General features: G+C 44.5%; 21 protein-coding genes. 7 read left to right on the plus strand and 14 right to left on the minus strand.

Translation table 11 applies throughout. The annotated features are described in order from the left end of the window. Nucleotides 1–276: 276 nt before the first annotated feature. The 11 genes from VIN08_RS06780 to VIN08_RS06830 form a co-directional block, all read right to left on the minus strand. Entirely contained in the window at nt 277–2,151 is a 1,875-nt protein-coding gene (locus VIN08_RS06780) for a M1 family metallopeptidase (protein WP_331962154.1), read from the minus strand. A gap of 46 nt (nt 2,152–2,197) precedes the next feature. Then, nucleotides 2,198–3,136: a hypothetical protein gene (locus VIN08_RS06785; protein ID WP_331962157.1), complete on the minus strand. Its 939-nt coding sequence runs from the start codon at nt 3,134–3,136 to the stop codon at nt 2,198–2,200. Between the two features lie 60 nt (nt 3,137–3,196). After that, on the minus strand, nt 3,197–3,712 hold the full coding sequence (locus VIN08_RS06790; protein WP_331962159.1) for a hypothetical protein: 516 nt from the start codon (nt 3,710–3,712) through the stop codon (nt 3,197–3,199). Next, entirely contained in the window at nt 3,712–4,125 is a 414-nt protein-coding gene (locus VIN08_RS06795) for a hypothetical protein (RefSeq protein WP_331962162.1), read from the minus strand. The genes VIN08_RS06790 and VIN08_RS06795 overlap by 1 nt, the downstream gene beginning before the upstream one ends. A gap of 37 nt (nt 4,126–4,162) precedes the next feature. Continuing rightward, the gene (locus tag VIN08_RS06800) at nt 4,163–4,699 is read right to left on the minus strand and encodes a sigma-70 family RNA polymerase sigma factor (RefSeq protein ID WP_331962165.1); all 537 of its coding nucleotides are present in this window, start codon (nt 4,697–4,699) and stop codon (nt 4,163–4,165) included. Between the two features lie 113 nt (nt 4,700–4,812). Continuing rightward, nucleotides 4,813–5,895 (minus strand): aminotransferase class V-fold PLP-dependent enzyme, encoded by a 1,083-nt coding sequence (locus VIN08_RS06805; protein WP_331962167.1) that lies wholly within the window; start codon nt 5,893–5,895, stop codon nt 4,813–4,815. A 786-nt stretch (nt 5,896–6,681) separates the two neighbouring features. After that, nucleotides 6,682–8,574 (minus strand): phosphoglycerate dehydrogenase, encoded by a 1,893-nt coding sequence (serA, locus tag VIN08_RS06810; RefSeq protein WP_331962169.1) that lies wholly within the window; start codon nt 8,572–8,574, stop codon nt 6,682–6,684. 183 nt (nt 8,575–8,757) lie between these two features. Then, on the minus strand, nt 8,758–9,201 hold the full coding sequence (gene arsN2 / locus VIN08_RS06815; protein ID WP_331962171.1) for an arsenic resistance N-acetyltransferase ArsN2: 444 nt from the start codon (nt 9,199–9,201) through the stop codon (nt 8,758–8,760). After that, nucleotides 9,198–9,560 carry a metalloregulator ArsR/SmtB family transcription factor gene (locus VIN08_RS06820; protein WP_331962174.1) on the minus strand — a complete coding sequence of 121 codons (363 nt, stop codon included), beginning with the start codon at nt 9,558–9,560 and terminating at the stop codon, nt 9,198–9,200. Before VIN08_RS06820 ends, arsN2 begins: the two co-directional genes overlap by 4 nt. Before the next feature lie 100 nt (nt 9,561–9,660). Next, on the minus strand, nt 9,661–10,044 hold the full coding sequence (locus tag VIN08_RS06825) for a VOC family protein (protein ID WP_331962176.1): 384 nt from the start codon (nt 10,042–10,044) through the stop codon (nt 9,661–9,663). Between the two features lie 92 nt (nt 10,045–10,136). Continuing rightward, the gene (locus VIN08_RS06830) at nt 10,137–11,093 is read right to left on the minus strand and encodes a transketolase family protein (protein WP_331962179.1); all 957 of its coding nucleotides are present in this window, start codon (nt 11,091–11,093) and stop codon (nt 10,137–10,139) included. 180 nt (nt 11,094–11,273) lie between these two features. Between VIN08_RS06830 and VIN08_RS06835 the strand changes: the two genes are divergently transcribed. After that, entirely contained in the window at nt 11,274–11,447 is a 174-nt protein-coding gene (locus VIN08_RS06835; protein ID WP_331962182.1) for a hypothetical protein, read from the plus strand. A gap of 11 nt (nt 11,448–11,458) precedes the next feature. Here VIN08_RS06835 and VIN08_RS06840 read toward each other — a convergent pair whose 3' ends face one another. From VIN08_RS06840 to VIN08_RS06850, 3 genes are all read right to left on the minus strand, one after another. Next, entirely contained in the window at nt 11,459–12,862 is a 1,404-nt protein-coding gene (locus VIN08_RS06840) for a vWA domain-containing protein (RefSeq protein WP_331962185.1), read from the minus strand. Nucleotides 12,863–12,929: 67 nt separating this feature from the next. Then, nucleotides 12,930–14,588 carry a hypothetical protein gene (locus tag VIN08_RS06845; RefSeq protein WP_331962188.1) on the minus strand — a complete coding sequence of 553 codons (1,659 nt, stop codon included), beginning with the start codon at nt 14,586–14,588 and terminating at the stop codon, nt 12,930–12,932. Nucleotides 14,589–14,864: 276 nt separating this feature from the next. Then, on the minus strand, nt 14,865–15,047 hold the full coding sequence (locus tag VIN08_RS06850; protein ID WP_331962191.1) for a hypothetical protein: 183 nt from the start codon (nt 15,045–15,047) through the stop codon (nt 14,865–14,867). Between the two features lie 151 nt (nt 15,048–15,198). Between VIN08_RS06850 and VIN08_RS06855 the strand changes: the two genes are divergently transcribed. The 6 genes from VIN08_RS06855 to VIN08_RS06880 form a co-directional block, all read left to right on the plus strand. Next, complete coding sequence (locus tag VIN08_RS06855; RefSeq protein ID WP_331962194.1) at nt 15,199–15,639, plus strand: CBS domain-containing protein; 441 nt, start codon at nt 15,199–15,201, stop codon at nt 15,637–15,639. A gap of 117 nt (nt 15,640–15,756) precedes the next feature. After that, nucleotides 15,757–16,176, plus strand: coding sequence for an NADH-quinone oxidoreductase subunit A (locus tag VIN08_RS06860; RefSeq protein ID WP_331962197.1), 420 nt, complete (start codon nt 15,757–15,759; stop codon nt 16,174–16,176). A gap of 196 nt (nt 16,177–16,372) precedes the next feature. After that, nucleotides 16,373–17,017, plus strand: a complete 645-nt coding sequence (locus tag VIN08_RS06865; RefSeq protein WP_331962200.1) for an NADH-quinone oxidoreductase subunit NuoB — start codon at nt 16,373–16,375, stop codon at nt 17,015–17,017. Between the two features lie 122 nt (nt 17,018–17,139). Continuing rightward, on the plus strand, nt 17,140–18,888 hold the full coding sequence (nuoC, locus tag VIN08_RS06870) for an NADH-quinone oxidoreductase subunit C/D (RefSeq protein WP_331962203.1): 1,749 nt from the start codon (nt 17,140–17,142) through the stop codon (nt 18,886–18,888). A gap of 77 nt (nt 18,889–18,965) precedes the next feature. Continuing rightward, nucleotides 18,966–19,430, plus strand: coding sequence for an NADH-quinone oxidoreductase subunit NuoE (gene nuoE / locus VIN08_RS06875; RefSeq protein WP_331962205.1), 465 nt, complete (start codon nt 18,966–18,968; stop codon nt 19,428–19,430). 87 nt (nt 19,431–19,517) lie between these two features. Then, on the plus strand, nt 19,518–20,519 hold a 1,002-nt coding region (locus VIN08_RS06880; protein WP_331962207.1), incomplete at its 3' end, for a complex I 51 kDa subunit family protein.

The raw sequence follows: 20,519 nt of genomic DNA on the forward strand, positions 1-20,519 counted from the left end.
TCACAGATAAATGCGGAGGTCGGAAAGTCAGAGAAGTCGGGAAGTCCGGAAGAAAGCTAAAAGTAAAAAGCAGTGTGCATTTCACTTCAACATTCGTTGATCGATGTTCCTTGTTCGATATTCAATTCTGCATTTGAAAAATCCAATGGCACAAAGGAACACAAAGAAAAAAACGCAGAGCTACACAAAGGACTTCGCCTTTTTATGCATCTCTGCGTCTTTGAAATTTATCTGCGATTAACGGATAACCATTAACGAATAACAGTTAACCCCTAACTACCGTGTAGAATTCTGATACGCTTTCAATCCTTGCGATATATCTACGCTGTTATTCTTCCGCTCTACATCAGCCATGCGTTGTGATGGGTCAATTTCGATCGTGGCAATGTCGCTGGCTTTGCCATTGATCTGTGCGGTATAGGTTGGGTTTACCCAGGGCCATTCAGTAAGATCAACACGCTTCAGCGATTTATCTTCTACGGGTTTGTTACCCAGTGTTTCGTTCAGCGGTATATAGTATAATTCCTTGCTGCCATCTTTATAGGTTACAACTAAGTCAACCGGCATAGGGAAATCTCCGAGGCGTTCGAGTGTAACAAACGTGTTGCCGTCTTTTTCCAATACAGACTTTATACTATAGTCGATTTTCTTGGTTGTGTTTACCCAGTAGCTCATATACCATTTCAGTTGCAAGCCGGAAACTTTTTCCATTACACGGATAAAGTCATTCGGTTCCGGGTGTTTGAACTTCCACGCGTTATAGTATATACGCATGCCTTTGTAGAAATTTTCTTCACCTATGATATACTTCAGCTGATGCAGAAATATAGTGCCCATGGCATACGCTGCTGTGCTATACGCAGTGTTGGTATTATAGTGATCGGAATGTTGACTGATAGGTTCCTGCAAGCCACGCTTGATGAGGTTGAAGTATGCATTATAACTTCCGGTATGCGCATCGGCCATCGGTGTGCTGAAGAGCAATGCATCTGATTCCTGACTGGCAAAATCGGTGAAGCCTTCATCGATCCAAGGGTATAGCGATTCATTGGATGCCAATACTCCCTGATACCAGCTATGCGCTGCTTCGTGCGACATCACACCAACAAGTCCGCCAAAGTTACCTTCGCCCAGTATCAACGTACACATCGGGTACTCCATACCACCATCACCACCTTGAATGATCGAATAGCTTTCGTAAGGATATTTACCGAAAGTAGTATTCATAAATTCGAAATGCTTTACCGCATAGCCTTCCATCTTCTTCCAGTTGTCGATGATCTTGTCGTTCTTCTGGTAGAAGAAATGTAGCTCTGGTCCGTTCGGTACCTGTACACGATCGTGGATATAGTCAGGATCAGCAGCCCATGCAAAGTCAATAACATTTTTTGCTACAAAGTTCCAGGTCAGTTCGCCATCAGCATGCTTTACCGTGGTGCCTGATTTTTCATAACCGTAGCCGATCTTATCAGCATTCACCAGTTTACCCGTGCCCGCCAGAACGAAGGTAGGATCGATGGTGATCTTCACATCAAAATCACCCCACACTCCGTGAAACTCACGCGCTACATATTGATACGCATGCCATCCGCGAAAATCATACTCAGCCATCTTCGGATACCACTGTGTCATCGAGTACGCTATACCTTCTTTGTTGTTTCTTCCGGAGCGTCTGATCTGGATCGGCACCTGTGATTCGAACTTCATATCGAATACAGTTTTTGTTCCGGGGAGTATAGCTTTCGGGAGTGTTACTTCCAGTACAGTACCATCTACACGGTATTGTGTTTCTTTACCATCCTGCTTCAGGGCGAGTATATGTTGATAGCCGATCTCATCGTCTTTTAATTTGGAGATGCGGTCTTTCACACGTCCGTCAGGATCAGAGATGTTGCGAGAGCGAACATCCATCATGCTGTTGGGCTGAAAGGCATTAAAGTATAAATGGTAGTATACTTTTGTGAGTGTATCTTTTGAATTATTGTAGTAGGTGAGTTTTTGTGTGCCGGTAACGCGGTGCGTTTTCACATCCAGGTGTACGTCCATCGTATACTCAACACGTTGTTGCCAGCGATAGTCCTGCGCAACACTGAGTATGCATGACGATACCAGCGCGAGTGCGGCTAAGAAAAGTTTATTGCAAGAATGCATATAATTGGTTAATGATTATCTGGCAAAATATTCAAAGACTGGAATATTACAAACCTGATTTACGCGATCGCAGGTCAATAAAATAAGAAAGGCTGCCCGAGAGGTAGCTGCTTTCCGAATAGGTGAGTGTTTCGCCAGGAAGGGCTTTGGGAATATTATAGCTGTACGTGAAAGTAAAGGTCCACTTTTTATAGCTCACCATCAGCGGAGCACTGATGGTATAATTGAGAATGCCAAATTCGTTATGTTCCACCACATCGTACCACGGCAAGCCCTGCCGTAGCCTGCGAATGAGTTCGCGAATGGTATCCGGATATTGTATCTCCGAGATCACTTCATTACCAAACAATGCATAGAACGATGGCATGATGCTGATGCGGTCGATGCCTTTCCAATTACGTTTCTGCAAGGTTACACTCAGGGCCGGCATGATGCGATGCACATGAGTATCGCCAAAATAATAGGAATAATTTACGGATAATGATACAGGCTTGAATTCGAGAATGGGAGTAACAGAAAGTGTATTCTTGTAAGGTATATATATGTCTCCGCCTGATTCTGAATAGAAGTAACGATCGTAACTGGCCATGGCAGAAAAACGCTTGGAGAAGGTATACATATACCCAGCCGATGCCACGGTGAGATAATATGTAGGTGTAAAATTTTTACTCCAATACCCGGTAACATCGGCATACAAACCGGATGTATGGTAGTAGGAAATGCCCGGGGCGAGCCCGAAGTTTTCGATACCCAATGTGCGGCCGGCAGACATCACGTTGCTGTTATAGCCCAGCCGTATAGCCAGCTGCGAACCGCTGGCATCATCGATCTGCAATAAACTGTCTATGAGTGCAAATACATTGAGAGAATCGGTATACGTGAGCAGTGAATCGCTATTGGCAAATATAGGCTTCTTGTCTTGCGCAAAAAGCTTTGTGCAAGTAATGATCAGCAGAAGGGTGGAGAGTCTTTGGATTAACTTCATCGGTGTACCAGTCGCGGAGGATTCATGGTGGTGGCGCGACTGGTGTTATTGTTACCGGTATTAATTGTTTCGCTGCTGCAGTCGTTGTTGTTGTCGATCGCGCATCTTCTCGCGTCTTTCCTGCAGCCCTTGTCTGCGCTGTATCTGATCGAGAATCATTTGTCTGAAACGTTTCTCGGCATCCGGTAATGTACGAAGCTTCTGCGCTGATATAACTTTCAGCAGTTTGTCAGAATACTCTTTCTCCAGGTTTACTTCCTGTTGTTTTACTTTCAGGCCGAGCTCTACCAGGTCTTTATCATTCTGCTCGGTTGTTTTGTTGGGATCGGGATTGCGTTTTGCCTGGCGATACTCTTTTAGCAACTGCTGGCGCTTCTCCGAGAACTCTCGGTATACCGGCCAGAATTTCTCAGCCTCGTCAGGTGTGAGACCAAGCTGATCGGTTATATAGGCAACACGTGCCGCCTGTATTTTTTGCTTTACCTGCGGATCTTGTTCCTGTGGCACATCATCATCCTGCGCGAACAACGGTGCCGACAGCAACAGTAATACAACGATGTTGGTTAATATCTTCATTACAAATTATTTAAATCAATTTCGTCTGTTATAATATCGAGGGTTTCCTGGTCAAGGTCATAACCATAAACGGCAACTTCAATAGCATCAGCATCCTGTGCATCGAGCAAAGTATGTTCGATCAATTCATCTGTAGAGATATCAGAATCGTTGAGAAATGCTACCAGGTCGGAAGTATGTATCTCGGCCAGCATTTCTTCTGCTGTAGTGGGTGACGATATATTTACCATCCAGAATATACCGATGGCAATTACGATCACAACAGGAATGGCATATTGAAGTGTATACCGGAAAGCCGGCCGCATAGCCTGCTGCTCTTTGGCAACGCGAGCCTGTATAGTGCCCGGAAGCTTATCAAAGTACCCATCGGGCACATTGAATATTTGTTTTTTCGGCAGGTCTTCGAGTTTCATGATGCTTCTTCGACTTTAGAATTTCTTAAAAGTTTAATCATGTAGTGAGGAAATCCTCAATTTTCTTAACCGCATGATGATAGCTCGCTTTCAACGCACCTACGCTGGTGTTGGTGATGGCTGCGATTTCTTCATACGACATATCATCAAAGTATTTCATATTGAAAACTACCCGTTGTTTATCAGGAAGTTTGAGCAATGCTTTTTGAAGTTTCAACTGGATATCATCTCCTGAAACGTGCGAGGAGTTATCCAGTTTCGCACTGAGTTCTTTGGCTACATCAGCAATAGGAAGAAAGAATCTGCGCTTTTTGCGCTGTAGAAAACTGAGGCATTCGTTGGTGGCTATGCGGTATATCCAGGTATAGAGCTGTGAGTCTTCGCGAAAGTTCTCGATGTTCTTGTGGATCTTGATAAATACCTCCTGTGTAACATCGTCCGCATCGTCATGGTCGATTACCATTTTGCGAATATGCCAGTATACCCGTTGCTGATAGACTCTCACCAACAGGTTGAACCCATAATTCCGCGTCTCTGCGTTCCGGATTTTTTCTAAAAGCTCTTTATCTTCCAAGTAGAGGTTGGTGGATATCAGATGTTAGACGAAAGTTCAAAACAAAGGTTTAAAAGGGGGAATTACGTCTGCAAGATATAGTATATCCTAACCTCACGCCAGTACAAGGCGTATTAATTTGCGAGTGTATCTACCAGCAATTCATATTGTTCTTTAGAATGCGTGGGGAAGTTGGCGAAGCGAAGCTGTGTTTTTTTGAACGAGCCATAGCCATCACCGGGTTGCATACCTTTGGCAAGCAGGCGTTGTGTAATCTTTTCGGTATGCTCGCCACAGTCGGCAACGATCACCGTTTTAGACCGCAGGTTTTTATCTTGTACGAATGGTTTTATATCGCTGTGACTTTCCAATGCCTGATATAGCAGTGCAGCTTTATACTCAGTTTCCTTTCGTATAGATGTAATACCTCTGCGCACCATATCTTCAATCACCTGTGCCAACAGGTATATACCGAGCACGTTGGGTGTTTCCGGATTTTGATTTTTGATAGCGTGTGTATAGAGGGAGGGCAGGCTGTGGAATGAACCGATAGAAATTCCTTTTGCCAGAAGTTGCTCGGCTTTTGCCAGACAGCGATCATTTACCAGCCATACACCAAGACCTGCCGGTAATCCAAATCCTTTTTGCACAGAGAAGAAAACAGAATCAACTTTGCTGTAATCAAAGTCAGGGTAGGGCAGAGAAGAAACTGCATCTACCGCGAGCAGTACATCCGGGTATTGCTGACGAAGAGTATAGATGAACTCCAACGGCTGGCAAACGCCTGTGCTGGTTTCATTGTGTGTAACACCGAGAAGTTCTATACCCGGTTCGATTCCCGTACGGACTACATCAGCATTGAAGCCTTGTCCCATCGGTACTTCTATTTTTACCGGCTTCTTATTGAGCAGTTGCGCGATCTCAAAGAATCGTTTTGAAAAAGAACCATTCACCAGGTGAAGAGATTTTTCTTCTACCAGGTTTTGTATGATGCGCTCCCAGATCTCATTGGCAGAACCGGTGAACAATACATGATAGTTCGAGGGGAGACCGAGCAGTTCACGTAAGCCATCCACCGCTTTTTTATAGATCGCTTCATATTGTTTGCTGCGGTGCGACAGGCTTGGTATACCATCGCGAAAAGCAGTGCGTACATGATCTTCAACTGTGAAGTAAAGCTGAGAAGGGCCTGGCGTAAAATTGATCTTCGGGTTCATAGTCGCCAGCAAAAATAGTGTATACAATTGTACACAGCCCCTGCTGAAAATTAAAAGTTCCCTAAAAATGAAAACGTTTTTTTACAACAATTTAAAGATTACACAGGCGTGTGATCGTGGGTTGAAAACGATTTACAGAACATCGAAAAAAATACTGTAAAAACAATCTTGGCAGAAAAGAGTGTTTTGCCTAAGTTCGCACTACCCTTGGATTTGGGACACGTTTGCTGAACCTAACAATTTAAAACAATACCGAGCGAAAGCTTTCAATTAAAATCAGGCCTCATCCCGATATTTATCGGGACCTCGCCCAAAAAGCAGGTTAACAGAAGAAGGTTGCGATTGACGGCAGCTCAAAACTTGTCTTTATGGGGTTCAGAAACACCTCACCAAATCCATTGGGTTTTTGTTTTTTGCCCACCTCTTTTTTATAGCACGATCTTCTTTAGTAGTAATCACATATAGCGCACTTGGAGGCGTTATCGGTTATACGTTAATCGTTACCCGGAAGAGTATATATCAGCGATTAATGTGTAGTACTGAAGTGTAAAAGTTAGAATAACGGAATTGAATATTGAACAAGGAACACCGATCAACAAATGTTGAAGTAAAATACACATCAACGTTTAATAGCATTTATCTGTGTCCATCTGTTCCTGATAGCTATCGGGATGTGGGAGATTTTCTGTATTTTCATCTGCGTCTATCTGCGAAATCCGCGGGAAACAAAAAAAGCGCCACCATCAGCAGCGCTCTTCTTGTAAATATATACCTATAAAATAAGAATCAATACAACACGCGAAACTTGATCGTGTTCTCCACGGCTCTCAGTTTAGCAATCACCTCTTTATCGTATTGTTTGTTAATATCCGTGATCACATACCCCACCGATTCATTCGTCTTCAAATATTGCCCTACGATATTGATGTCGTGGTCGGCCAGGAGTTGGTTGATCTTGGCAAGTATACCCGGCACGTTGTTGTGAATATGGATGAGGCGGTGCGCATCCTGTAATATAGGCAACGTGAGGTTCGGGAAGTTTACACTGTTAGATGTACTTCCGGTGTTGATATAGTCCATCATTTTGCCGGGAACAAATTTACCGATGTTCTCCTGCGCTTCCAGTGTACTACCTCCAATGTGTGGCGTTAATATAGTATTCGGCAAACCACGCAGGTCGTTGATAAACTCTTCATCGTTGCTCACCGGTTCGTACGGAAATACATCGATGGCACAGCCTGCTACTTTACCGCTGAGTATATTTTCGCGCAGCGATTGTATATCTACTACATGCCCGCGACTCAGGTTGATAAAGATCACGCCTTTCTTCATCAGGCCAAATTCTTTCGGACCAATCAGGTTGGTGTTGGCTTTGCGACCATCAACGTGCATGGAGATAACATCCGCCTGCTCCAGCACTTCGTTCATGGTTTTGCATTTGATCGCATTTCCTAACGAAAGCTTTTCTTCCGTATCGTAGTACAATACTTTCATGCCGAGCGACTCGGCAATAACGGAAAGTTGTGTACCTATATTTCCATAGCCGATCAATCCTAATTTCTTGCCGCGTACTTCAAAGCTTCCCTTCGCAGATTTATCCCACACGCCTTTGTGCATCTTCGCAGACTTATCTACGATGTTACGCATCAGCATGATCATCTCGGCCACAGCAAGCTCTACAACGGAACGGGTATTGCTAAACGGTGCGTTGAATACGGCTATACCTTTCTTGGTAGCTTCCTTCAGATCGATCTGGTTTGTACCGATACAGAAAGCTCCGATCACCATCAGGCGATTGGCATGCTCCAGTACTTTGGCTGTCACCTGTGTTTTCGAACGTATACCTAATACAGAAACATTCTTGATCTTCTGAATGAGTTCTTCCTCCGTCATGGCAGCATGATACGTTTCCACGTTGAAGCCTTCGGTGCGAAGCAATTCTACGGCTACGGGATGAACGTTCTCGAGCAACAATACATTGATACGATTCTTCGGATAGGATATAGCGGTGTTGAGTTTGTTCAGGTATAAGAACTCATCAAGGCTTGGTGTTATATGATCCGCTTTGTTCTTTACATTCTCACGCTCTACATTTTCTGTAAAGGCAAAGAACTTGTTGGCAAGACCGGCATGCTTGATCTCATAATCGGTATAGCCATCACCAATCACATATACATCTCCCGGTAAATTCAGCTTCTTGAGTTGTGTTACTTTACCACCATTGGCTGATAAAGGATTCTCGGTATCAAAACCAATTACTTTACCATCGGCATCAAAGCGAAATTCATTGGCCAGTATATTTTCTGATTTGATACCAAACTCCGTAACGATCGGCTCAATAAATTCCTTGAAGCCGTTCGAGATAATATAGATGTTATCAGAATACTGTTGAAAGAATTCTTTGTTGCGTTTGAATGACTCTGATACACTGCCTTTCAATTTAGCAATAAGCGCAGGCAGGTGATGCTGGCTGGGTGCCAGCAGGTTTAATCTTTTTTCCAACGACTCACGAAACGATATCGAGCCATCCATGCCCTGGTTTGTAATCTGTATAATCTTCTTCTTGCGCTCTTCTCTCTCGGGATGATCCTGCAGAGAGATGTCGGCCAGTACATCGAATGCTTCTACTTTTGTAAAGGTGCTGTCGAAATCGATAACAAAATATTTATTCAATTTCATAAGGGTTGGAAAAATGAAGCGCAAATGTAATTTATCATTTACGATTTATAGTTTACGAACGGTGAAATTTCTTTCCTAACGGATGATCGTAATTGTGGAGACGTTATTGGTTAACAGTTAATAGTTATATGTTAATCGTTGATAGTTATACGTTAATGGATTCTTTCGATTAACGGTTAACGATCATGCTTCCAAAGCAAGGTGCATCACCACGGCAGATGTAGGGCATACATGCGAGAACTCGGATGAAGCATGAAGCTCCTGTGGAACAGCATCGCGTGTTGTATCAAGAAAACCTTTTTTCAGAAAGAAGCCTCGTGCTTTTTCGGTGAGGAGGTATATACCTTTCAGATTTCTTTTGCGTGCTTCATCAATAAGATAATCGGTTATAGTAGTGCCGACCGATTGACCACGTATACCCAACTTTACCGAGAGTGAACGAAGTAAAGCATAGTCGCCATATACTTCTAATGCACCGGTGCCTACAAGTTGATCGGCTTCATAATAGCCTACGAGTAAATCGCGGTTGAAGTTGAGATCATCCGCTGGAAGTCCGGAGGCTTTTAAAAGTGAGCGGAATATTTCAAAGCTCTCAGGCGTATCAATGGTTTTATAAGTGAGTGTCATACGTTCATACTTTTTTGTGGTTCAGGAAATCGGTTCAGCACATTGGCAGGATCACAATTTTCAAAAAGATTACCTAATGCGCGCTTTGCTCTGTTCCAGATTTTTTCATCAACACAATACCATACACTGGGGCCATCAATGTTACCGCGGATGAGCCCGGCATTTTTCAGTTCGCGCAAATGTTGTGAGATGGTTGACTGCGAAAGCGGCAGTGCATTTACTATCTCGCGACATACACAGGATTTGCGCTGTGCCAGAAACTGTACAATGGCAATGCGTGCCGGATGCCCTAACGCTTTTGCATACATCGCCAGGTGTATCTGCGCGGGTGTAAAATTATCGATCTTGGAGGCTCCCATAGAATCGTGATATTACGATAATATATGTTGATAAACTATATTTTGATCCGTCACGTTCAGCGTGTGCCCAAACGTTTTTAAAATTTCAATACAGATAAATTTACTTTCGCGAATGCAGTGCCAGCAGGTTGCCTTCAGTATCATGGAACAATGCGAAGTAACCATGCTCCGGAGCAATGAGTGTTTTAGGCTGCAATACTTTTCCTCCCGCTTGCTCTATACGATTTAATACCATGCTCAGGTCGCTGCCGCCATTGAGATATACTCTGGCTCCGGATGTAGTGGGAGTATATCCTTTACCAAAACAGATCGCTCCGCCTACACGCTGTTCTTTTTGTTCATAGAGAAAAAATCCCATACGAGTAGGGCCCACCATCGTCTCAGGCATCTGGTAGTCGTAGATGGTGGAGTAAAATTTCTTGGCGCGATCAAAGTCGAGTACAGGAATCTCGAACCAAGTGATGGAGTTATCAAGCATTTCCATAGCAGTAATGTTTACCGGTTGACGACCTCAAGTACGCAAAAGTGTTTTGCAAAAAAAATACCCCGTTGGGGCGGGGTATCTATATTCGGTTGTTATTTTTTCCGTTTCAGTACTTTCTCAACGGCTGCTATAATGTTCTCAGGGCCGAGGCCGTATTTTTTGAGAAGCTGTGTAGGCGTACCGCTTTCGCCGAATGAATCATTCACGGCAACCATCTCGATCGGTGAAGGATTGAAGCGTGCTAATACTTGTGCTACGCTATCGCCAAGACCACCGTTGATCTGGTGTTCTTCACATGTAACGACACATCCTGTTTTAGCAACCGATGTGAGGATCGCTTCAACATCCAATGGTTTAATCGTATGTATATTGATAAGCTCAGCACTTATACCTTTTTCTGCAAGCGCTGCTTCTGCTTCTACTGCCTGCCATACCATGTGGCCGCAAGCGAAGATTGTTACATCTTTACCATCGATCAGTTTATCTGCTTTACCAATCGTAAAAGGTCTGTCAGATCCCATAAATATAGGCCAGTTCGGACGACCGAAGCGCAAGTATGCCGGACCCTGATGTGTACCTAATGCTATAGTAGCAGCTTTTGTCTGGTTATAGTCGCAAGGCACAATTACTGTCATACCTGGCAACATCTTCATCATACCAATGTCTTCCAGTATCTGGTGCGTTGCGCCATCTTCACCCAGTGTAAGACCGGCATGCGAAGCACAGATCTTTACATTCTTGCCTGAGTAAGCAACAGACTGACGGATCTGGTCATATACACGTCCTGTAGAGAAGTTGGCAAATGTACCGGTAAAAGGAATTTTACCGCCAATAGTCATACCGGCAGCCATACCAATCATGTTGGCTTCTGCTATACCTACCTGGTAAAAGCGCTCAGGAAAATCTTTTTTGAAAGCATCCATCTTGAGCGATCCCGTAAGGTCCGCACAAAGTGCCACTACATTCGAATTGCTTTTGCCGAGCTCGTGGAGCCCCACGCCAAACCCTGAGCGGGTATCTTTCTTTTCGGTGAAGGTAAATTTGGTCATATAGTTACGAGTACGAATTTGTAAATCTTGTCATGCTTCTCATCAACACCCCGACACATCAACACGTAAACACACGGAAGGAGTACTTTTTAAAGCAGTGCGAAAGTCGTAAATAATTTTGGTTCTTCCATCAAGCTGATCCATAAACTGTTAATGATTTGTTAAAGTCATAAAACAGCCGTGCAGGCATCCAACATCGTAGCAGCGATTGCGTACAGTACAGTTATCACCACGCTCACAATGAATCACCCATCTACCTCATCATCAGACGAAAAGAAAACTGATCGTAAATTGATCTTCTGGTTTATTGTTGCCCTGTTACTTGCCTTGCTGCCCTGGTTCCTGCTCGCATAAGCAGCATAATTTTAATTGAATACATTGATCGTTTTGGTTTCGCCCGAAGCAAGATCAAACACCTTGAAGCCGGTAAACTTACTGCCCGCAGCATTTCTCACGCGGAAAACAATTTTATACCTGCCGGGCAACATGGTTAAGGTAAAGTTCGACTTGCGATTATCCAGGTTCGTGATCCATTGCTGGGTGCCATCGACATTCACTTCGTACAAACTTCCGAAGCCGGTAGATATCGTATTGAAGTTTACAATGCCGGGTGAAGGAAGATATATATTCTGATTTTTATTCGCCTGTATATCTACCGAGAATTTTCTTCGCGGCAGCGTGAGCGTTTCCACTTCATATTTACCGGTAATATAGCGCACCGTTTCATTGCTGCGTTGCGTATGAATAATATCGGTCTTGTCTTTCTCTCTTACAATAACTTCGAGTGAATTATCTTTTCTTCCTTCCTGCTGCACAATGAGATTTCCCTGCGGAACCGGAATACGAACAACATTATGTTTACCGATTTCAATGGTAACGTTTCGCTTTACGACAGGCGGTATAGTATTCACCACAAAATCATAATCAACAACAGGATCGATCTGCACGGAATCAGGGCGACCTTGTGTATCACGATAATGCACGAAGTCGTACATGCTGATACCGGTTAGTGAATTAACAAAGCTCACATTAACATTACTCTCGGTTGATTGATTACGGGCATCGAGTAACTCTACACTTACTGTTGTTTTCGAAAATGTAGCTTGTATAGCTTTGTTCAGTTCTTCGTGAAATTCCCGCGGTGTTTCTGCGCTGATATATTTACCGGCACAGTCGAGCGTTTTCTCTGCGCGTAATCCCAAGCCGATAATATAGGGGCGAAGAAATACACCTTTCTTTTGCAGCTCGCGCGATGTAGCGCATAAGTCGCCGCCACACGATTCTATACCATCGGTTATGAGTATAACAATGTTGCGATAACCAACACCGGCAGGAAAATCTTTAGCGGCCTGTTCGAGCGAGTAGGTGATAGGCGTAACACCTTTCGGTTTTATCTCATTGATTTTATCGATAATGAGTTTATGATTCTTGGGTTTGAACGGAACTTCCAGCCACGTGTCTTTACAATTGTTGGCCTCGCGTGGTGAGCGATGTCCGTAAATGCGAAGTGCCAACTCAAGCTTGTCGTTCTGCTTGAGCGAATCTACTATTTGTGTAAGGATCGACTTGGCAATGTTGATCTTGATCTGGTTGGGTTTGCCCCACGGTTCCAGCATGCTTCCGGAACCATCGAACAAAAAAAGTATACGCGTTTTCTCCGGCACTCGCTGCTGAAGTTTGGTTTGTGCTATACTGCTATAGCAGCCGGCAATTACCAATGTACATAGTAACCATCCGCGCAACGGGGTATAGAAATAAAACTTGTTCATCTGCAACCTTTAAACGTTGCAATGTCGGAGAGATTGTTGTTGAAAGAAAACGAATAGCCGCTTTTATCTATACCTCCTGCAGAAAATCTTCCAGGCTTTCTTCCTGCTCCATGCCCAGTTTTTTCTTGAGGCGATACTTGGCTTTCTTCACACTGTCGGGCGAGATGGCCAGGATCTTGGCAGCTTCCTTCATCGATACATTCATTTTAACAACCGCGAGCAACCGGAGGTCGGCACGTGTAAGAGACGGATGCAGGTATCGCAGGCGCGAAAAGAAATCAGGGTATACTTCTTCGAACAATGTGCGGAAATTATTCCAGTCTTCTTCTGTTATAATATTGCTTTGCAGTATCTGGTTATACTTGCGGAAGGTTTCATCATCGGCAGCCTTTACGTCTTGTGCCTCGATCTTGCGATGTGCTTCTTCCATCGCCCGCGTTTTTTCCAGTAACTCCTGTGCAGCTGACTGAAGTTGTAGACGCTTCTCTTCAATTTCTTTTTTCGATCGCTTCAATAGTTTATATAGCGCAGTCGATATTAGCAGTAAAGTAATTATACCCGCGATCAGCAAGAGTCGTTGCTGGCGGTTGTGTGCCTGCAATTCCTCCAGGCTGGAGAGTTGATCTTCCTGTTGGGATGTTCGTTGTAAAATATCCGCCAGTCTTTTTTGTCGTACAACCAGTATACTATCCTGAAACGATTCTGCCATCGACAGGTATGCTATGGCTGAATCGGGTTTGTGAAGTGATTGAAATAAACGCGACCGTACTTTAAGAGCAGAATAATAGTCATACGCTTCATTGGTACGATCGGCTCTGGCCAGTGCTTTGTTGTTATAGTATAAACTGCTATCAGCTCTGTAGCCGATATAGAAAGAAGCCAGCGCATTGTAGATCGATGCAGAATTTTCGGCTCCGGTGAGACGTCCCGCGGTGTGCAGGCAATATAGGGCAGAGTCGCGCTTGCCTTCCGCTAGATATATATCAGCCAGTGTAAGATTGGCCGAGGTAGTCATGCTGTGGTTGCCTTGTTTGCGTTCCAGTATATCCACCTGGTGAAGGCAATAACGTGCGCTGTCATAATTTTTCAGGGCGGTATACATATCTGCCAGGTTCTGGTAATTGATACTCGTCCGGAAGATATCGTAGGCAGAAGATCGGTGCGAGAAATAATCGATCGATTCCAGTAACAATCTTTTCGCTTCTGAAAAATTACCCAGCTCGGAATAAGACAACGCCATATCGGCTTTATACTTGGCGGCATCGGCATCGTTACGACCAATTGAGTATCGCAGCACTTCCTGGAAATATAGCAGCGCCTCTTCATGCAAACCACGTCTGCCAAAGATGCGACCTATCTCGCGTTTCGTTTTCATTTTAATAGGCGTACAGGCGTTGGTATTTAACGCCTGTGTATAGAGTGCCAGCGCTTCTTCATGCCTGGCAAGACCGCGTGAGAGTAAATATCCTTTTTGTGTAAAGCACCACGCTATACCATTTTCGTATTTCATCGCCACAGATTTCTGGTAAGCCGATTCATTCAGTAATAAAGCTTTATCCAGTGAACTCGGAAATGTATTATCGGCTTCTTCAATCAAAGCAAGGATTTGCAGCGTATCCTGCGGGGTGGATTCTGCCTGCGCTGTTGCAAAAAAGGAGATGCCACTAAGCAAAAGAATAAACAGGAAAGAAGTTCTGACTTGCATCGCTTGTGTGACGGTGATCATGTGGTATAGTATCTGAAATAAGGTAGAAAAAAATGCAGATACCAGGCTATACATTAAAGCCCGGCTATCGTACGGTGGCAGGTCGGGTATAAAATTAAAACCCCCGAGGGGTGATAAAAAAATCTGTTTTGGTTAGAAAAGTACATCATGCTAAAGTTGTTTGCGGGGTGTGTGCCAGATGTGCTGCATGGTAAATATAGTATACTTTATACGCGCCAAAAAAGTAATATCTACGGGGCATTATTAAAATACCTCGTTCACGGGTATAGAAGAGTATTAAAATGAGTTAGCGAATGCTGTAAGCGTAACGAGTTGGTGATGTTTCTGACATTTCGCGATTTGCAAGCTCATGAGTGTGGCATGAAGTAATGATGAAGTAAATGCCCATATAGGTACACCGGCCGCCTGTATAAATAGAGTAGCGGGCTCGTATGTTTGAACAGTTTCCGAGTGCAACATAAAGGTTGGTTTCTATACTTCTGTTTGCAAAGTGCGAAATGGAAAGAATAGGCAACTTTGCTTTTGAATAGCTGAAATTTTGTATTTCAAACGCTTGCATTAGTCTTTGTAAAAGGTTATCTTCAATTACTCCATTCAAACAGACACTCGTATGGGAAAAGTTAGAAACATCCTTCAGGGCAAGGGAAATGTTGTCTTTTCCGTTGCTCCTTCGGTTACTGTCTATAAAGCTATAGAGTTAATGTCACTCAAAAATATCGGTGGACTTCTGATCACTGATACGCAGGGGAGACTGATGGGTATATTCACAGAACGTGACTATGCCCGCAAGTTGATCCTGAAAGGTAAATCTTCGAAAGATACTTTAATAGGGGAAATCATGACAGAGAATCCCGTTACGGTATCTCCTGATACCAGCATCGAAGATTGTATGAAGACTATGACCAACCGTTTCATCCGTCATTTACCCGTGGTCGAGGATGGGGAGTTGGTAGGGATGATCTCGATCGGTGACGTTGTTCGTTTCATCATCGAAGAACAACGTGGCATCATCGAAGACCTGGAATTTTATATCACAGGTCATCATCAGTAAGCATGACGTAACGCGAGTACCAAAACTGCTCGCGTTTTCTTTTGCACTTCCCTTTGCAGACACATCGCCTGCAAATCGAAAAAGTATTCGGTATAAGGTTCTTTAAAAGCCACTACGTTGGAAACTCCAACAGAACATAGTGCTTCGCTTTGGCCTTTATTCCTGTACGGACTAATTGTGTTGAGTCTGGTGGGCGTAATGCTCGGACTCTCCTATATATTAGGCCAACATCACAACGAGCGCGCCACCAATGATCCGTACGAAGGTGGTATTCTCAGCACAGGCTCGGCCCGCATTCGCTTCTCTGCCCAGTTCTATCTTGTTGCTATGCTCTTCGTCATCTTCGATGTCGAAACGATTTTTATTTTCTCGTGGGCTATAGCCTTTCGCGAACTGGGATGGTATGGCTATACCGGTGTGATCGTATTCCTGATCTTGCTGGTAGTAGTACTGATATATGAATGGCGCGCTGGCGCACTGGACTTTGGACCCGATGGAAAGAAGATTTTGAAAGCGTATAGGAAGTTGAAAGTTTAAAGTTCAAAGTTGAATATCGAATAATGAACATGGGATAGTGAATAGTGAAGTATATATAGCCATAAGCGTAAAGCTGAAAGTTTAAAGTTTCTGCGCTAATCAGCTCCCGATAGCTATCGGGATGCGGGAAATAATATCGAACAAGGAACATCGATTAACGAATGTCGAGGTACAAACTATTATTCAGAATCGAATCATGAACTGGTGGCTCTCACATACTAATGGAAATGGTTCCGGTGCAGCTGTGCAAGGCACAAGCTCGATGGAAGAAGCGGTAAAGCAAAGTGTTATGCTTACCAGTATGCAAAGCTTGCTTGCCTGGGGACGAAGAAATTCGATGTGGCCGTTTCACTTTGGCCTGTCGTGTTGCTTTGTAGAGATGGCAACGAGTATGACACCTAAATATGATGTAGCGCGCTTTGGTGCCGAAGTAATTCGCGGCACGCCACGCGAAGCTGATGTGATGATCATTGCCGGTACAGTATTTATCAAGATGGCACCGATCATTAAACGTCTCTATGAACAGATGATGGAACCCCGCTGGGTAATTTCCATGGGATCGTGCGCCAACTCCGGTGGTATGTATGATATATATAGTGTGGTGCAGGGTGTAGATAAATTTATGCCGGTAGATGTATATGTACCGGGTTGCCCTCCGAGGCCTGATGCTTTTATGGAAGGACTGGTGTTGCTTTCAAAAAGTGTAGGGCAGGAGAAACGCCCATTAAGTTGGGTGATTGGTGAACAGGGTGTGAGCAAACCTGAAAAAATATCGGTGAAGGAAACAAAACGGGAAGCGCGGCAACAAATGGTAACGTTCCGCACGCCCGAAGAAATATAGCGTTCCGACTTCGCTACACACGCCAGCCTGTTTTGCAAAGAGAAGAGCAGTGATCTATAGTATATCTTCTCTTTGCAGAATATACTTCCGCGCAGCCGGAGTAAATTTTAACCATTCTTCGCATGGAAACAACGAGTAATCCAACAGAACTTTTGCAGCGGCAGTTCGGTGAAGATGCCATCACGGAACAAGCCGCGAAAGATGACATTGTTACGCTGTGGATCCCCCTCAATAAAATAAAAGATATACTTCAGTTTTTAAAAACAGGTATAGCCAGACCCTATATCCTGTTGTTCGATCTCTCGGCTATAGATGAACGAAGCCGTAAACGCACCCCCGATTATCCTTCCGATAATTTTACGCTGCTATACCATCTCTTCTCGTTCGATCGTAACAGTTTTATTCGCCTGAAAGTAGTATTGAAAGGAGAGTTTCCTACGGTGCCCAGTATCACCAAACTCTGGGCAAATGCAAACTGGTATGAACGTGAAGTGTTCGATATGTTTGGTATACGCTTCGATGGACACCCGCACCTGCGAAGATTGTTAATGCCGGAGTCGTGGCAGGGAAATCCGCTGCGCAAAGAACATCCTGCGCGTGCTACGGAGATGGGACCGTTTCGCTTGTTCGATGAGAAACAAGATCGTGAACAAGCTGCATTACAATTTCGTCCGGAAGACTGGGGAATGAAAACCCAGCAGGAAGATTCCGACTTCATGTTTTTAAATATAGGTCCACAGCATCCGGGCACACATGGTGTGTTACGCATTGTGTTGCAACTGGATGGCGAAGATATAGTGGACGCTGTACCGGATATAGGCTTCCATCATCGCGGAGCAGAGAAGATGGCCGAGCGCCAGTCGTGGCATACCTATATACCGTATACCGATCGCGTAGATTACCTCGGAGGTGTAAATAATAATCTCGCGTATCTACTGGCTGTAGAAAAGCTGGCCGGTATACAGGTGCCTGAACGCGCCAACGTTATCCGCGTAATGATGTGCGAGTTCTTCCGTATAGCCAGTCACCTGGTGTGGTATGGAACCTTTGCACAAGATATAGGGCAGCTCTCCCCGGTGTTCTATATGTTCAGCGATCGTGAAAAAATATTTGATGTTGTAGAAGATATCTGCGGAGGACGCATGCACCCGAACTGGTTTCGTATAGGAGGTGTAGCCCAGGATCTGCCGAAAGGCTGGGAAGTACTAGTAAAGAACTTCCTCGACTATTTCCCCAAGCGGTTGAAAGAGTACGATGCCATGGTAATGAAGAACAGTATATTTAAAGCACGCACTATAGGCATCGGTATATTTACCAAAGAAGAAGCTATTGAATGGGGTGTTACCGGTGCAGGCTTACGCGCCTGTGGCTTCGAGTGGGACTTCCGCAAAAAACAGCCGTACTCCGGCTATGATAAATTCAACTTTGATATACCGGTAGCCAGCAATGGCGATTGCTACGATCGTGCCGTAGTGCGCGTAGAAGAAATGCGACAGAGTCTGCGCATCATTGAGCAATGTTTAAAGTATATGCCCGATGGCGACTATAAAGCAGACCATGCGCTTACAACGCCACCGGTAAAGAAACATACCATGCAGGATATAGAAACGCTCATCACACATTTTCTCGGTGTGAGCTGGGGCCCGGTGATACCTGCAGGAGAAGCCATGAGTTGCATCGAGGCAACCAAAGGAGCCAACAGTTATTACGCGGTAAGCGATGGCAACACATCACCGTATCGCGTAAGAGTTCGCACGCCATCATTTCCCCACATGCAGATGCTGCCCTATATCAGCCGCGGCTATACCGTAGCCGACATGCTCAGCATCCTCGGAGCGATGGATTATGTGCTCGCGGATATTGATCGATAGATGTGTTGATGTGTTCAGGTGTTTATGTAGCACCCACATCAACACGTCAACACACGAACACATCAACACAGATAAGAATGTTATCCCTCGAAGAAATACACGAAATCGATGAAGCCATTCGGGTGGTGCCGTATAGGAAGGCGGCATGTATAGAGGCGCTCAAGGTGGTGCAGGAACATCGCAGGTGGATATCGGATGAAAGTCTGAAAGATATAGCGGTATATCTGCACATGTCTGCGGAAGAACTTGACTCGGTGGCTACGTTCTATAATCTCATTTTTCGTAAACCTGTAGGGCGGCATGTTATACTGTTGTGCGATAGTATATCGTGCTGGGTAATGGGATATGAAACTATACGGCAGGCCATCATGCAGCAACTGTCTGTCAAGTATGGAGAAACTACTGCCGACAATCGCTTTACATTATTACCGAACCCGTGCCTCGGCACCTGCGATCATGCCCCCGCACTGATGATCGACCACGATCTATACCGCGATGTAACAATAGATCAATTGCCTGAAATATTAGCAAGATATACCTAGAGGTTTAACGTTTCGTGTTCAAAGAACCCGCAATCTTAAATCTTGAACATTGAACTTGAAACATAGAACCTTAAACATTTTCGAAAAATGGAACGACCGCTCACAGAACATATTCGCGTTGATCGCAGGCCACTGACGCTTCGGGAGTACGAATTGCTCGGTGGGTATCAGGCGTTGAAGAAAGCACTAAAAGAAAAGACACCGCAGGATATCCAGTCCGTTGTGAAAGACTCTAATCTGCGCGGCAGAGGAGGAGCCGGTTTTTCAACAGGCCTGAAGTGGAGTTTTGTGCCGATGGATGTACCCGGACCAAAATATTTTATCGTGAATGCAGATGAGATGGAGCCCGGTACATTTAAAGACCGCTTGTTGCTGGAGAGTGCGCCCCATCAGTTACTCGAAGGTATGATACTGTCATCATACGCATTGCAGGCAGATATAGCATTCATCTTTTTACGGTGGGCCTATAAAGAAGCCGCGAGCACATTGCGCTTTGCTATACAGGAAGCGTATGATGCCGGCTATCTCGGAGAAAATATAGCAGGCAGTGGTTATAATCTCGAAATGCATTTGCATACCGGTGTAGGTCGCTATATGTGTGGCGAAGAAACAGCGTTGCTCAATTCATTGGAAGGTAAACGTGCTACACCACGCGCCAAGCCGCCCTTTCCGCAGATCAGTGGTTTGTTTGGAAGACCCACTATCGTAAACAATGTAGAGACTATCAGTTGTATACCACACATTGTAAACAAAGGTGCAGACTGGTTTCAGAAACTGAGTCGTACCAACGATGCCGGTACCAAGCTATATGGTGTGAGCGGTAAAGTAAAACACCCGGGCTTGTGGGAATTACCGATGGGTGTTACTGTGCGCGAGTTGATCGAAGAGCATGCCGGTGGTATGCAAGATGGTTTTAAATTCAGAGGAGCTTTACCCGGTGGTGCCTCAACGGATTTTCTGGTAGAGCAACACCTGGATGTAAAGATGGACTATGCTTCTGTTGCTGCGGCCGGTAGCCGTCTCGGTACAGGCACGATGATCGTGCTCGATGATAAAACATCTGTAGTAGGCTTCGTAAAAAATCTGATA

This window comes from Ohtaekwangia sp. (genome assembly GCF_036568665.1).
Classification (GTDB): Bacteria; Bacteroidota; Bacteroidia; order Cytophagales; family Cyclobacteriaceae; genus Ohtaekwangia.